Annotated in this window: 11 protein-coding genes and 1 pseudogene; 3 read left to right on the forward strand and 9 right to left on the reverse strand. The window is 67.6% G+C overall.

Features of this window, described 5'->3' with window-relative positions; genetic code table 11:
• Positions 1 to 3 precede the first annotated feature (3 nt).
• Both aceF and aceE read right to left on the reverse strand, forming a co-directional pair.
• On the reverse strand, positions 4 to 1,605 hold the full coding sequence (gene aceF / locus GXN78_RS36270) for a dihydrolipoyllysine-residue acetyltransferase (RefSeq protein WP_106559900.1): 1,602 nt from the start codon (positions 1,603 to 1,605) through the stop codon (positions 4 to 6).
• A gap of 76 nt (positions 1,606 to 1,681) precedes the next feature.
• Positions 1,682 to 4,354, reverse strand: a complete 2,673-nt coding sequence (gene aceE / locus GXN78_RS36275) for a pyruvate dehydrogenase (acetyl-transferring), homodimeric type (protein ID WP_106559901.1) — start codon at positions 4,352 to 4,354, stop codon at positions 1,682 to 1,684.
• A 518-nt stretch (positions 4,355 to 4,872) separates the two neighbouring features.
• Between aceE and GXN78_RS36280 the strand changes: the two are divergent.
• A pseudogene (locus tag GXN78_RS36280) lies at positions 4,873 to 4,989 on the forward strand (arylamine N-acetyltransferase); the annotation flags it as partial.
• A 109-nt stretch (positions 4,990 to 5,098) separates the two neighbouring features.
• The gene (locus GXN78_RS36285; protein WP_106559903.1) at positions 5,099 to 5,509 is read left to right on the forward strand and encodes an SRPBCC family protein; all 411 of its coding nucleotides are present in this window, start codon (positions 5,099 to 5,101) and stop codon (positions 5,507 to 5,509) included.
• A gap of 22 nt (positions 5,510 to 5,531) precedes the next feature.
• On the opposite strand, the gene GXN78_RS36290 is transcribed toward GXN78_RS36285, so the two are convergent.
• On the reverse strand, positions 5,532 to 6,569 hold the full coding sequence (locus GXN78_RS36290) for a VWA domain-containing protein (RefSeq protein ID WP_106559904.1): 1,038 nt from the start codon (positions 6,567 to 6,569) through the stop codon (positions 5,532 to 5,534).
• A 183-nt stretch (positions 6,570 to 6,752) separates the two neighbouring features.
• Here GXN78_RS36290 and GXN78_RS36295 point away from each other — a divergent pair, with 183 nt between their 5' ends.
• Complete coding sequence (locus tag GXN78_RS36295) at positions 6,753 to 7,925, forward strand: hypothetical protein (RefSeq protein ID WP_106559905.1); 1,173 nt, start codon at positions 6,753 to 6,755, stop codon at positions 7,923 to 7,925.
• Positions 7,926 to 8,003: 78 nt separating this feature from the next.
• On the opposite strand, the gene GXN78_RS36300 is transcribed toward GXN78_RS36295, so the two are convergent.
• The 6 genes from GXN78_RS36300 to GXN78_RS36325 all read right to left on the reverse strand — a co-directional run bounded on the left by GXN78_RS36300 (position 8,004) and on the right by GXN78_RS36325 (position 13,548).
• The gene (locus GXN78_RS36300; protein ID WP_164255907.1) at positions 8,004 to 9,740 is read right to left on the reverse strand and encodes an IS1634 family transposase; all 1,737 of its coding nucleotides are present in this window, start codon (positions 9,738 to 9,740) and stop codon (positions 8,004 to 8,006) included.
• A 150-nt stretch (positions 9,741 to 9,890) separates the two neighbouring features.
• On the reverse strand, positions 9,891 to 10,091 hold the full coding sequence (locus tag GXN78_RS36305; RefSeq protein WP_106556192.1) for a hypothetical protein: 201 nt from the start codon (positions 10,089 to 10,091) through the stop codon (positions 9,891 to 9,893).
• A 130-nt stretch (positions 10,092 to 10,221) separates the two neighbouring features.
• Positions 10,222 to 10,938, reverse strand: coding sequence for an FCD domain-containing protein (locus tag GXN78_RS36310; RefSeq protein ID WP_106556193.1), 717 nt, complete (start codon positions 10,936 to 10,938; stop codon positions 10,222 to 10,224).
• A 46-nt stretch (positions 10,939 to 10,984) separates the two neighbouring features.
• A complete protein-coding gene (locus tag GXN78_RS36315; RefSeq protein WP_106556194.1) occupies positions 10,985 to 11,974 on the reverse strand; it encodes a zinc-dependent alcohol dehydrogenase family protein in 990 nt (329 codons plus the stop codon).
• 19 nt (positions 11,975 to 11,993) lie between these two features.
• Positions 11,994 to 12,572, reverse strand: coding sequence for an amino acid synthesis family protein (locus tag GXN78_RS36320; protein WP_106556195.1), 579 nt, complete (start codon positions 12,570 to 12,572; stop codon positions 11,994 to 11,996).
• 7 nt (positions 12,573 to 12,579) lie between these two features.
• On the reverse strand, positions 12,580 to 13,548 hold the full coding sequence (locus tag GXN78_RS36325) for a tripartite tricarboxylate transporter substrate binding protein (RefSeq protein ID WP_106556196.1): 969 nt from the start codon (positions 13,546 to 13,548) through the stop codon (positions 12,580 to 12,582).
• Positions 13,549 to 13,567 lie beyond the last annotated feature (19 nt).

The raw sequence follows: 13,567 nt of genomic DNA on the forward strand, positions 1-13,567 counted from the left end.
CCTTCAGAACAGCACGCGCCGCAGATCGGCGAGCACGTTGGCGAAATGGACGTTGAAGCGCGCGGCGGCGGCGCCGTCGATCACGCGGTGGTCCCACGACAGGGACAGCGGCAGCGTGAGGCGCGAGGCGTAGGTCTTGCCGTCGCTGGAATGCTGCTTCCAGTAGCTCTTGCACACGCCCATGATGGCGACCTCGGGCGCGTTGATGATCGGCGTGAAGTAGATGCCGCCGATGCCGCCGAGCGAGCTGATGGTGAAGGTGCCGCCCGACATCTGGTCGGGCTTGAGCTTGCCGTCGCGCGCGAGCTTGGCGAGCTCGCCCATCTCCTTGGCGATCTCGGGCACGGTCTTCTTGTCGACGTCGCGGATCACCGGCACCATGAGGCCGTTGGGCGTGTCGGCCGCGAAGCCGATGTGCCAGTAGTTCTTGAGCACCAGTGCGTCGCCGTCGAGGCTGGCGTTGAACTCGGGAAACTTCTTCAGCGTGGCGACGGCCGCCTTCATCATGAAAGGCAGCATGCTGATCTTCACGCCCGACTTTTCGAGTTCCTTGTTCATCTGAACGCGGAAGGGCTCGAGCTCGGTGATGTCGGCCTCGTCGTGCGTCGTCACATGCGGAATGACGACCCAGTTGCGGTGCAGGTTGGCGGCGCTGATCTTCTTGATGCGCGACAGCTCCTTGCGCTCTGTCGGGCCGAACTTGGCGAAGTCGACCTTGGGCCAGGGCAAGAGGTCGATGCCACCCACGCCGCCGCCGGCGGGTGCCGCGGCCGCCTTGCCGGCAGCCGGTGCAGCGGCTGCGCCGCCGCCCTTCGCGAAGGCCTCGACGTCGGCGCGCACGATGCGGCCGTGGTCGCCGCTGCCCTTGAGTTTGCCGAGATCGACGCCGAGTTCGCGTGCGAGCTTGCGCACGGCGGGGCCGGCGTAGGCCAGCGCGAAGGCGGCCTCGTCGATGGCGCCGCCGGCGGCTGCGGCGGCCTGCGCCGGTGCGGGCGCAGCTGCGGCAGGCGCGGCCGGCGCAGTGGCCGGCGTTGCGGCCGTGGCATCGCCCGTCGCCAGCGACAGGATCACCGAGCCTTCGCTGACCTTGTCGCCGATCTTGATGCCGATGGCCGTCACCACGCCCGAGAGCGGCGCGGGCACATCCATCGTGGCCTTGTCGGACTCGAGCGAGACGATCGGGTCCTCGGCCTTCACCGAGTCGCCGACCTTCACGAAGATCTCGATGACCGGCACGTCCTTGAAGTCGCCGATGTCGGGCACGCGCACCTCGGCCACGCCGGCCGGCGCGCTGGTGGCGGACGGTGCGGCGCTGACGCTCGGCTTGGCCGCCTCGGCGGGCGCGGCTGCCGCGGCAGCGCCGCCCTCGGCCTTGAAGGTCATGATGACGCTGCCTTCGCTGACCTTGTCGCCCATCTTCACGGCGATGGACTCGACCACGCCGCCGCGCGGCGCAGGCACGTCCATGGTGGCCTTGTCGGACTCGAGCGAGACCAGCGGGTCCTCGGCCTTCACCGTGTCGCCCGGCTTCACGAAGATCTCGATGACGGGCACATCACTGAAGTCGCCGATGTCGGGAACCTTGATGTCGATTGCGTTGCTCATTAAATAACCTCCGTGCTTCGCACTGCGGTGCGAGCTTGCTTGGGGCGGCCCGGCGCTGCGCTCATGTTGTCGTGCCTCAGACGGTCCAGGGGGCGGCGCACTCGGCATCGAGCCCGTACTTCTTGATCGCGTCGGCAACGACGGCCGGCTTGATCGCGCCGTCGTCGGCCAGCGCCTTGAGCGCGGCCACCACGACGTGCCAGCGGTCGACCTCGAAGAAGCGGCGCAGCTTGCGTCGGTAGTCGCTGCGGCCGAAGCCGTCGGTGCCCAGCACCGTGTAGCGCCGGCCCGCGGCCTGCACGTACTCGCGCACCTGGTCGGCGTAGTTGCGCATGTAGTCGGTGGCCGCGATCACGGGGCCGTCGTGCCCTTCGAGGCATTGCTCGACGTGGCTCTTGCGCGCGGGCTCGGTGGGGTGCAGCCGGCTCCAGCGTTCGGCGGCCATGCCGTCGCGGCGCAGCTCGTTGTAGCTGGTGGCACTCCACACGTCGGCGGCGATGCCGAAGTCGCTCTGGAGCAGCTCGGCCGCGAACATCACCTCGCGCAGGATGGTGCCGCTGCCCATGAGCTGCACGCGCTGGCCCTTCTTCGGCGTCTTGCCGCCGTCGCTGAGCTGGTAGAGGCCCTTGAGAATGCCCGCCTCGCTGCCCTCGGGCATGCCGGGGTGCGGGTAGTTCTCGTTCATCAGAGTGATGTAGTAGTAGACGTCCTCCTGCTCGGCGTACATGCGGCGCATGCCGTCGCGCACGATCGCCACCACCTCGTAGGCGAAAGTCGGGTCGTACGAGACGCAGTTGGGGATGGTGCCGGCCAGGATATGGCTGTGGCCGTCCTCGTGCTGCAGGCCCTCGCCGTTGAGCGTGGTGCGCCCCGCGGTGCCGCCGAGCAGGAAGCCGCGCGCACGCATGTCGCCGGCCAGCCAGGCGAGGTCGCCCACGCGCTGCAGGCCGAACATCGAGTAGTAGATGTAGAACGGGATCATCGGCACGTTGTTCGTGCTGTACGAGGTGGCCGCGACGATCCAGCTGGACATCGCGCCGCCCTCGTTGATGCCTTCCTGCAGCACCTGCCCGTCCTTCGACTCGCGGTAGTACATGAGCTGGTCGGCGTCCTGCGGCTTGTAGAGCTGGCCGAGCGAGGACCAGATGCCGAGCTGGCGGAACATGCCTTCCATGCCGAAGGTGCGCGACTCGTCGGGCACGATGGGCACCACGTGCTTGCCGATGGCCTTGTCGCGCACCAGCGTGCCGAGCATCTGCACGAAGGCCATGGTGGTGGAGATCTCGCGCTCGCCGGTGTCCTTGAGCAGCCGCTCGAAGGTGGCCAGCGGCGGGATCTCGAGCGCGACCGACTTGCGGCGGCGCTGCGGCAGGTAGCCGCCGAGCGCGGCGCGGCGCTCGCGCAGGTACTGCATCTCGGGGCTGTCCTCGGCGAGGCGGATGAAGGGCACGTTGGGCAGCTCCTCGTCGGACACGGGGATCTGGAAGCGGTCGCGGAAGCCGCGCAGCGCGTCCTGCGTCATCTTCTTGGCCTGGTGGGCGATCATCTGGCCTTCGCCGGATTCGCCCATGCCGTAGCCCTTCACCGTCTTGGGCAGGATCAGCGTGGGCTGGCCCTTGTGCTTGACGGCGGCAGCATAGGCGGCGAACACCTTCTCGGGGTCGTGGCCGCCGCGGGTCAGGGCCCAGATCTGCTCATCGCTCATGTCGGCGACCAGGGCCTTGGTCTCGTCGTATTTGCCGAAGAAGTGCTCACGCACGTAGGCGCCGCTCTTGCTCTTGAAGTCCTGGTACTCGCCGTCGACGCACTCTTCCATGCGCTGCAGCAGCTTGCCGCTCTTGTCCTTGGCGAGCAGTGCGTCCCAGCCGCTGCCCCAGAGCACCTTGATGACGTTCCAGCCGGCACCGCGGAACACGCTCTCCAGTTCCTGCACGATCTTGCCGTTGCCGCGCACCGGGCCGTCCAGGCGCTGCAGGTTGCAGTTGATGACGAACACGAGGTTGTCCAGGCTCTCGCGCCCTGCGAGCGAGATGGCGCCGAGCGATTCGGGCTCGTCCATCTCGCCGTCGCCCATGAAGGCCCAGACCTTGCGCGGCGCCGTGTCGGCGAGGCCGCGTCCCTGCAGGTACTTGAGGAAGCGCGCCTGGTAGATGGCCATCAGCGGGCCCAGGCCCATCGAGACGGTGGGGAACTGCCAGAAGTCGGGCATGAGCCAGGGGTGCGGGTACGACGGGATGCCGTTGCCCTCGGCCTCCTGGCGGTAGTTGAGCAGCTGCTGTTCGCTCAGGCGCCCTTCGAGGAAAGCGCGCGCATAGATGCCGGGCGAGCTGTGGCCCTGGATGAAGAGCAGGTCGCCGCCGTGCGTGTCGGTGGCCGCATGCCAGAAATGGCCGAATCCGATGTCGTAGAGCGTGGCCGCCGACTGGAAGCTCGCAATGTGGCCGCCGAGTTCGGACGAATCCTTGTTGGCGCGCAGGATGATCGCCATCGCGTTCCAGCGGATGATGGAGCGCAGGCGGTGCTCGATCTCGCGGTTGCCGGGGGACTTTTCTTCCTTCTCCGGAGGGATCGTGTTCTTGTAGGCCGTGTTCAGCGAACGGGGCACGTACACGCCGTCGCGGCGGCCCTCGTCGACGAGGCGGTTCAAGAGGAAATTCGCGCGCTCGCTGCCGCGGTGTTGTTGAACCGCGCCGAGCGCGTCGATCCACTCGCCAGTTTCCGTGGGGTCAAGGTCACCCATGGTGCTCATCGGTTTGTCTCCTGTGTCATGGCCGTGATCCGCATCGGGCGACGCGGTCAGGCCTGAGTACTGAGCAATCGATGTGCCACGCGGCGCGCGCCACCCAAGGCGCGCTAAGTCGTTGATTTCATGAGAGATGAAATGAGAGGGAGTCGGGTGCACTGCCGATGATCCGGATGCGGGGCGAGGCGCCCGTCCGAATCGCCGGACCGGTGATTTGGGGAAAACCCTGGGGCCACGGGGCGTGACAAATTTCTCGGCTCAGGCCCTTGACCTCAAGTTGACTTGAGGTTTTATCTTCGGCGCATGCATCCTGATTACCCCACCCTCGATCGAGCACAGCGGGCGCTCGAACTCTGTCGTGACATCGCCGCCTGCAAGCTCTATCTCATGCGCGCCGGAGACATCCACGCCCTGACTGCGACGTTGATGTTGCCCTGCTACCTCGCCGAGCTCGAAAGACTGAGACTTCGGCTCGGTCCTGAGGAAATGAAGAGGCTGAAGGAGGGCCTGCGGCAGATGGCGTCTACGAGCTCAACCGGCTGTTCCTCGCACTGCTTCAAGGATTGAAGTTCCAGGCGCGCGGCATCACCGGGCGAGTCGTCATGGGCGGGCCCGAGGATGCGTGGACCGCTCGAACGCACATGCTGCGAAGCACCCTCGCGCGGCTGATCGGCTGAGGAGGCATCGGCCGCGAAGGGCGTCAGCAGCGGTACATTGGCCCCTGCGGCAATTCAGGAAGAGAGGCCCCAGATGTCGGCATTGCGCGAAGCGACGGTGGTCACCCAGACGGTCAATGTCCCTGCGGACAGGGTCTACGCATTTGCGCGGCAGATGGAGAATCTGCCCCTCTGGGCGTCCGGCTTGGCCAAGGGTATAGAGCAACGGGGCGGAGAATGGGTGGCCGACTCGCCAATGGGTCAGGTCAAAGTGGCGATGGCGCCCGCCAATTCATTTGGCGTGCTCGACCATGACGTCACGCTTCCGGACGGGGTCAGCGTCCACAACGCGCTCCGGGTCACACCCTGTGGAGGGGGGAGCCTGTTGACCTTTGTCGTGCTTCGAGCGGAGGGCGCCAGCCAGGAGAGCTTCGACGCCGACGTGGCGCATGTGCGCCAGGACCTTGCAGCGTTGAAGCGTTTGCTTGAACAGCGAGCGTCCTGAGGGTGCCGGAGGCCGGTTGCCGCTAGCCGATTCGCCCGAACCAGAGCAGCGACAGCGTTCCCGCCGTCATCGCAAACACGGCAGAGACCAGCGCCAGCACACCGGCGAGCTCGGTTTCACGGGTCAGCACCTGCACGCGAGAGCCGAGCTTTTCGTAGACGCTGCGCAGCGTCTCGGCGGTGCCGGCATGGTGGTACTCGCCGCCGGTCATCCGCGCGACTTCGCGCAGGGTCGGCTCGTCCAGCTTCATGTAGATGGCCATGCCGTCCGGCGTCGAAGCGTCGCCGTCCACCGTGCCCAGCCCCACCACGTAGATGCGGACACCGCGCTCCGCGGCCATCTGCGCCGCGGCCAGGGTATCGACGCCGGTGGTTCGGCGGCCATCGCTCAGCAGGATGATCGCGGCGGAATCGTACGAGCCGGGCGCCACCGGCGTGAAGGGTTTGGGCGGCGGCTTCGCCTTGTCGTCCAGGCTGCGGCCCTGCGGCTTGCTGCCGAAGCTCATGTCGCCAAGATCGATGCCGTGATCCGGAAACAGCTCCGCCAGGCACAGCACGATCGCGTTGCCCACCGCCGTACCCATCTGCATCTGGAAGCCGTCGATGGCCGCGATCACGGGCGCGCGGTCCAGCGTCGCGCGCTGAGTGACCTGGCTGCTGCCGGCGAAGGTGACGAGGCCGACCTCGATCTCCTTGGGCAGGTCCCGCAGGAACAGCTTGGCCGCTTCCTGTGCGGCCTCGAGCCGGGTCGGCTTGACGTCGCTGACACGCATGCTGAGCGACACGTCCATGGCCAGGATGATCGATGACCGCGCCCACGGCAGGGGCACCCGCGCCACGGGTCGCGCCGCTGCGATCAGCAAGCCGGAGCAGGCGAGCAGGAACAGCGCGGGGGGCAGGTGCCGCCGCCATTGGCGGCCGGCCGCCGCCGCGCGCACGATGCCCACGCTGCTGTAGCGCAAGGCCGCCTTGCCCGGGCGGTTCAGGAGCCAGAGGTACGCCGCCGGCAGCAGCGCGAGCGCCAGCAGCAACCAGAGGTACTCGGGCCAGAGGAAGAACATGGGTGGTGAAATTCCCGTGGGACTAGTCAGCCGGAGCCCCGGCGCCGGCAGGCGGGCTCGGGAGTTCTCCGCAGCGCAGCGACATCGTGCCTGCGACGGGTGCGTTTCGCAACCGCCAAGTGCTGCAGGACGCTACAGGAGCGGGGCCGAGGCCCGGCCCGATGTCTGGTACAACGCTTGCCCATGACCGTCCCGCCCGCGGCTTCCCTCGTCGATCTCGTGCTCGGATTGGCGCTCGGATCTTCCGACGAGACCGCGGGCAATCGCTGCTCGCTCGAAGGTGTCAGCTGGGGGCCCAGGCACGAGGGCGCGATCGAGCTCGGTATCCGGAAACTCGAGGCGAAGGCGCTCCGGCTTGCGTCGGGACCGCTGGTGCTGGAGATCGGCCACGTCGTCGTGCACAAGCTGGCGGGGCAGGTGCGGATCGAGGCCGGCATGCCGCATCTGTCCGCCGTCGAGGCGGCGGAAGCCGAGCTCTCGGGCGTGAAGCTGCACGGCCCCTTGATCCTGCCGCCGCAGCTCAAGGCGGTGCTGGACGTCTTTCAGGGGCGCAGCGGCGCGGCGCCGGCTGCCGGCATCGCGGCAGGCGAGGCAGCGCCCGGCACCTGGTGCCTCGGTCCACTAGCAAGCGCCGACGGCACGATTCGCGGGGAGATCACCGACGCGCACCTGCTGTTCGACGCCGAGGTCACGGTGCCGATACGGCATGGCCGGATCGACTTCAACGACGCCACCGTCGAGCACGTGGGACCGGATTCACGCATGGGCGTGAGCCGGCTCGGGCTTTATGTGGACGCCCCGAACGGGCGCAGCTACCTCTATCAGTTTGCGTCGGCGCCGCTCATGGGTGTCGAGTTCGAGCGGCGCGGCGCCCTGCTGAGCCCGTGGGTCTCCGAGCGCGGCAAGCTCCAGTTGCAGGCTTTTGCCGAGGCGCTGCTGCGCCAGGCCGGTGGTGGCCAGAGCCAGGGGCTCACGCAACAGGCGCGCCTGTTGCTGGAACGCACCGCGCTCTCGGGTGAGGTGCAGCTCAGCGACGGACTTTTTGCCATGCCCGGCGTACAGGCCCACACCGAGGGGCGCGCCGACGGTCGCAATGCGATCCGCCTCCACTCGGAAGCCGTCGGCAGCGGCCTGAGCTTCGAGATGGCGTCCCTGTCCGTCCGCGACGCAGTGGCGAGGTGGGCCGGCGTTCATCTGCGCTGCGACAGGATCGCGGCGCGGCTCAAGCTCCAGCTTGTCGCCGGAGGTCCGCAAATGCGTTTCGTCCTCGAGCTTCAGAACGTCAAGGTCGTGGGGCCGCGTCTCGAGAGGCGCCAGGCTGGCGACCCTGTCCCACCGGAAGGTCGACGGGCCTAGACCGAAGTTCCCCGAAGCGGCGGACGAGATTCCCTTGTGACTCAAGCACTTGCTTGAGTTGGCGAGGAAGTTTTCTGTCTACGGTTTGATGTTTTGCACGAGCGCGAGCGCGCGCAGGTGCAGCGGCTGCGCGTTGGTGAGGAGCTCGAAGGTGGGCGCCTCGGGGCCAGCCTGTGGGGTTCGGCAGGTATTGCGCACGATGGTGGCGAGCTCGGCCATCAGGGTAGAGAAGCTGTGCACGGGCGTGCCGTCGTCCAGGGTGTGGCGCGCTGCCTTGGCCAGCGCCGCCTTGGAGCGCGTAGCCGGTGCCACGGGGTCACGCGTGGCCTTGGCGAGCTGCTCGGTGTCGGCGAACATCAGCGGCGCCCAAGCCTCGCGCATGTGCCACTCGACGTAGTAGGCCAGCATGCACAGGAAGATGTGCGCGCGCACCCGATCGGCGGTGCGATGGTGGATCGGACGCACCTTCAGGTCGATGGTCTTGAGCGAGCGGAACGCGCGCTCGACGTTGGCCAGCGACTTGTAGTTGCGCACGCAGTCGGCCGAGTCCATCTGCGCCGCGCTCACCGACGTGCGGATGATGTAGATGCCATCCAGCGCCGCCTCGGCGGCAATGGCGTCTGTCTTGCGCGCGAAGGTGAAGGCGTTCTCGCCGATGGCCAGCTCGAAGTGCTTGGCCATCTTGTACTGGTTGACCACCTTGCCCACGCGCAGCGCGATCTCGTCCTGGCCGGCGAGCTTGCCGCCATCCACCCGGGCCTTGATCTTCTGGAGGTTGGCCTCGGTGGCCGCGAGCAGTTCCTCACGCTTGTGCGTGCGCAGCTTGGCAAGCTCCGGATTGCGGCACGCCACCAGGCGCTCGCCGGGATAGTCCGGCGAGCTGAGCTCGAGCAGGTTGCGCTCGTCGAACAAGCCCAACTGCAGGTGGCCCTGCTCGACCAGCGCGCGAATCGAGACGCTCTTCAATGCACTGATCCATCCCACGCCTTCGGTCTCGCGCAGCTCCTGGATCGCCTTGCTGGAGATCATGCCGCGGTCGCCCACCATCACCAGTTGCTCGACGCCGAAGTCCTCGCGCAGCCGCTGGACCTCGGGCAGCAAAGTCAGGCTGTCGGCGACATTGCCCTCGTGCACCGACACGGCTAGCGGGCAGCCGCGCGCATCGGTGAGCAGGCCGTAGTTGACCTGCAGCATGCCCTTCTTACCGTCGCGGCTGTAGCCGAGCTTGGCCAGCGGGCAGCAGCTGCCCTCGAAGTAGCTGGAGGACAGGTCGTACAGCACCAGGGCGCCAGCGCTCAGATGGCGCGAGGCGAGCTTCTTCTGGATGCGATCCTGGCGCTCGAGCAGCCAGTCCATCGCCGCATACAGGTCGTCCTCGTCGGCCTGTGCGATGCCGAAGTCCTCGGCCAGTGTCGTGGTGTGCCACCAGCGGGTGGTGGCGAGCTTCGTGTGCGGGGCGACGATGCGCGCGACCACCATCGCCAGCACCAGGTCGCGTTCGCGGCACGGCTTGGAGGCCAGCAGCGAGGCCATCTCCAGGCTGGCCATCGCGGCGCTTGCCGCCTGCACATGGCCGTGGGGGCGCGAGCGCGTGATCTGGAACGCCGAGGCCACGGGCACGAAGGTCTCGCCCTGCAGCGAACGCCGGATGATCTCGATGAGTTCATCGGGCAGGTGCGACAGGTTGCCCAGAGTTTCGTTCTTGACTTTGCCGTCCTCGCGGTAGCTGCGCCGCAGCAGATGGGTGCGATAGACCTGGTCCTTGTAGGTGCGCGTCGTAGTGACGACGTGAGCGGTACCTGTGCGGGCTGCCATGGGCAGCAATCTAGCCCAAGCACCATCAGTTGTCAAGTATATTTAGTGACTACATGTAGCATCCAAAAAAATCCTCCCAGAAGGAGGATTCATCAGCAGCGACAAGCACTTGTCGCCGTTGGAGTGACTACAGAGGTGGGGAACTTCGGCCTAGAGACTCGTCAACCGGGTCGTGTGGTGGGTGGTCGCTTGGCTGCACCTGGCGGCGTCGGGCTCACGCACGGGCCTGCTGGAGAACAGGAAGGCGGCCACGGCGGCTGCGCTGACCGAGACCAGCATGCCGAAGCCGAAGGTAAAGACGAGCCAAGCTGCCACCGTGGCACAGATCAGAAGTAGGAATGCCTTGCGCATGCAAGCAAGTTTGCCCCGAGCTCGCCAATCCCGGTGTGACCAAACCGACGAAATCGGCGGGTAACGAGGGCGCCAGTCCAAATGGACTGGCCGCTGCCGGGCTTTCTGCGCCGGGGTCGATCCGGCATCGTCACGCGGCGACGGCGCGGCGCATGGCGGCTTCGACGTTGCGCTGCGTGCCGAGGATGTGCTCGCCGAGCAGCGCGCAGGCGGTGTCGGCGTCGCGGCGCAGCGTGGCCTCCATGATCTTGCGGTGCTCGTTGGACTTGCGCCGGCCGACCTGCCGGTGGCGCGCCGAAAATCGCCGGTAACGCTCGGCCTGGTCGAACAGGCTCGCGCTCCACAGGCGCTGGCGTTCGGAGGCGCAGGCGGCAATCAGTGCCGCATGGAAATTCCGATGCAGCTCGCTCCACTCCTCGTCCAGGATGACGGGTCCATCGCTCAGGCGAGACTCGACCTTCTCCAGCCTGTGGAAGGCGGCGACGATCGCGCCCTCCCAGCTGTCGTCACCCCGTTCGATGGCACTGCGCAGTGCCTCCACATCGAGCATCAGCCGCATGTGCGTGATGTCGGCCAGGTCCTCGGCGGAAATCGGTGCAACGCGAAAGCCCCTGCGCTCATCCGCCTTGACCAGGCCTTCCTGTGCGAGACGGCTCAGCGCTTCGCGCAGCGGGCTGCTGGAGAAGCCATAGTGCCCCTGCAGGTCGTCCAGCTTCAGCTTGCTGCCCGCCTCGAACAAGCCGGTCAGGACGTCGCGGCGCAGGCTCCTGAAAGCCTGCTCCGCGAGAGGGGTCGAGGGCTCGGCGGCGGCTGCGATGAGTGAGTTCATACGATCGATTTTATGCATGATCGTACGGAGCTTGCAAAGAGGTGAAGACACCTCGCAGAGGCGGTCAAGGCAGCAGCACGATCTTTCCCGGCATCCCTCCGCGGTCGAGCAACTCGTGCACACGGCGCGCCTGCGACAGCGGGAAGGACGTGACTTTCGGCGCACGGACGCGGCCTTCGGCCATGAGCGCGATGGCGGACTCCATCAAGCCCCGCCGCTGCCTCGCATCCGCATCGATGGCGTGGATGGAGAAAGTGCGCACTGCGAGGCTCCTGCCCAGCAGCTTGCGAAGCTCCTCGAACACGTCGCCGGCAGGCGGACCGTTGACGATGTTGTAGGAGACCACCATGCCGCAGGGCGCCAGGGCACGCAGGCAGGCGATGAAGAGCTCGCCGCCCAGATGGTCGAAGGCCAGGTCGACGCCGCGGCCATCCGTCAGCTGCATGACCTTCTCGGTCAGGCCCTGCGGGTCGCTCTCGACGACTTCGTGCGCGCCGTTGGCCAGCGCGAAGCTTCTCTTTTCCGGCGTCGAGGCGGTCCCGATCACCCGCAAGCCGCGGTCGCGGGCGACCTGCACCAGCGCCGTTGCCACGCCGCCAGCCGCGCCGGGCACCAGGATGGCGGTCGCCGGCAAATTGCCGTTGCTCGACAGCATCGCCAGCGCGAGCTGGAAATTGCCGAGGCTCACGGCGTCCTCGAAGCGGATCGCATCCGGAAGCACGAAGGGCGCGGCCTGGGGCACGCAAATGGCCTCGGCATAGCAGCCGCCGCGCTGCGCCAGTTCACGCGCGCTGACGAGCACGCGCTGCCCGACCTGGAGCGCGCTCACGCCGGGGCCGATCGCATCGACGACGCCGGCCATCTCGTTGCCGGGAATCGCCGGCATCGGGGGCATCCATTTGTAGGTGCCGTTGCGGATCAGGACGTCGGGCCCGCCGGCGCCGATCGCCATGGCCTTGACCCGCACTTCCCCGTCCCGGGGCTGCGGCAGCGGCAGCTCGACGAGTTGCAGCACTTCGGGCCCGCCGGGCGCCTGGAGTTGAATGGCCTTCATGGTGTTCGAACAGCCTGCCTCAGCGCTGCCCGTCGTGCACGGACACTTGGTCCTTCGTCAACCCGCCGAGGCGCGCATGCACGCGGCCGCCGGTGCCCATCACCAGCGCGAAGAGGATCTCGTTGGGCCGCGGCGCGTCCTGGATGCCGATCTCCATCGAGTTGTAGTGACTGCGCACGTAGGCCGCGTGGATGTAGTGCAGCGGCACCATGATCCGGTAGCCGGTCGCCGCGACCGCTTTGGACGACGGAACGATCGCCTTCGGCTCGCCCAGCACCTCGCGCATGGCCCAGCCGCCGGCCTCGTGCCAGACCGCACCGTGCTCCAACTCCCCGTTCATGCCGACGATCGCGGCCTTGCTGTAGACCTCGACCTTGTCGCGCCCGAGGGTCTCGACCAGCTCGGTGGCCAGCAGCGTCCCCAGGGAGCGCAGCTCGGCCATGAAGGGCATCAGGTCGGGCTCATAGCGCCCGGCATAGGGGTTGCGGATCACCGCGCAGGCAGCGGCCAGTTTCAGGGGCGTCTCCACCGGCGGCCCGCCCTCGTGGTAGATGGTCTCGATGGCGAGACTGCGTTTGCGGATTTCGATCAGGGACATGAAAACCTCATTGCCTTGGAATGTGTGCATCGTTCACGACGGCCGTCCAGCGCTTCAGCTCGGCGCTCACCATCGTGGTCATTTCTTCCGGCGTGCTGCCGCGCGCTTCGCCGCCCATGTCCTCCAGGCGTGCACGGACGGCGGCCACCTGCAGGGCCTTGAGTGCCTCAGCCCGCAGGCGCTCGACCACCGGGCGCGGCGTGCCGGCCGGCGCCATGAAGCCGGCCCAGGAGCTGACGTCGTAGCCCGCGACGCCCTGCTCCGCAACCGTCGGCACCTCGGGCATCGCGCTCCAGCGCTGCGCGCCGGTGGTGGCCAGCGCCCGGAGCTTGCCCGCCTTGATGTTGGCCATCACCGCCGTCGGCGGCGCGACGATCAGGGGCACCTCGCCGCCGAGCAGCGCCGTGACCGCGGCGGCATCGCCGCGATAGGGGACGTGCAGCAGCTCGGCCTTTGCGCTCTTGACCAGGAGCTCCCCCGCCAGGTGATGCGTGGAGCCGATGCCGGCCGAGCCGTAGGACACGCTGCGCGCATCGGCACGGGCGGCGGCGAGCAGCTCCGCGAGGCTGCGGTAGGGCGAATCGGCACGCACCACCAGCAAAAACGGAAAGAAGGTGACCGTGGAGATCATCTGGAAGTCCGACACGGTCTGGTAGTTGAGCTTGTTGTAGAGCGCCCCCGCCACCGCATGCCCGCCGGTGGCCAGCAGCAGCGTGTACCCGTCGGGCCGGGCGCGCGCCACGGTCGTCGCCGCGATGGTTCCACCTGCGCCGGTCTGGGCCTCGACCACGAAGGGCTGGCCCAGGCCTCTGCTCATCTCCGCACTGATCACGCGCGCGATCGTGTCGGCGTTGCCGCCGGCGGCGAAGCCCTGGTAGATCTTGATCGGCTTGTCCGGGAAGTCCTGGGCCGAAGCCGTGAGGGGTGCCGCGCAGGCCAGGGTGAGGCCTGCGGCGACGAACTGTCTGCGCCGCATGGTGCTTGTCTCCGATGTT

Origin of the sequence: Variovorax sp. WS11 (assembly GCF_010499245.1) — a bacterium.
Lineage (GTDB): Bacteria > Pseudomonadota > Gammaproteobacteria > Burkholderiales > Burkholderiaceae_C > Variovorax.

Coding starts and splice junctions, on each gene's coding strand:
- GXN78_RS36320 (WP_106556195.1), bottom strand. CDS start 12,572: ATGTCCCTGATCGAAATCCGCAAACGCAGTCTCGCCATCGAGACCATC.
- GXN78_RS36315 (WP_106556194.1), bottom strand. CDS start 11,974: ATGAAGGCCATTCAACTCCAGGCGCCCGGCGGGCCCGAAGTGCTGCAA.
- GXN78_RS36305 (WP_106556192.1), bottom strand. CDS start 10,091: ATGCGCAAGGCATTCCTACTTCTGATCTGTGCCACGGTGGCAGCTTGG.
- GXN78_RS36300 (WP_164255907.1), bottom strand. CDS start 9,740: ATGGCAGCCCGCACAGGTACCGCTCACGTCGTCACTACGACGCGCACC.
- aceE (WP_106559901.1), bottom strand. CDS start 4,354: ATGAGCACCATGGGTGACCTTGACCCCACGGAAACTGGCGAGTGGATC.
- GXN78_RS36285 (WP_106559903.1), top strand. CDS start 5,099: ATGTCGGCATTGCGCGAAGCGACGGTGGTCACCCAGACGGTCAATGTC.
- GXN78_RS36325 (WP_106556196.1), bottom strand. CDS start 13,548: ATGCGGCGCAGACAGTTCGTCGCCGCAGGCCTCACCCTGGCCTGCGCG.
- GXN78_RS36290 (WP_106559904.1), bottom strand. CDS start 6,569: ATGTTCTTCCTCTGGCCCGAGTACCTCTGGTTGCTGCTGGCGCTCGCG.
- GXN78_RS36295 (WP_106559905.1), top strand. CDS start 6,753: ATGACCGTCCCGCCCGCGGCTTCCCTCGTCGATCTCGTGCTCGGATTG.
- GXN78_RS36310 (WP_106556193.1), bottom strand. CDS start 10,938: ATGCATAAAATCGATCGTATGAACTCACTCATCGCAGCCGCCGCCGAG.
- aceF (WP_106559900.1), bottom strand. CDS start 1,605: ATGAGCAACGCAATCGACATCAAGGTTCCCGACATCGGCGACTTCAGT.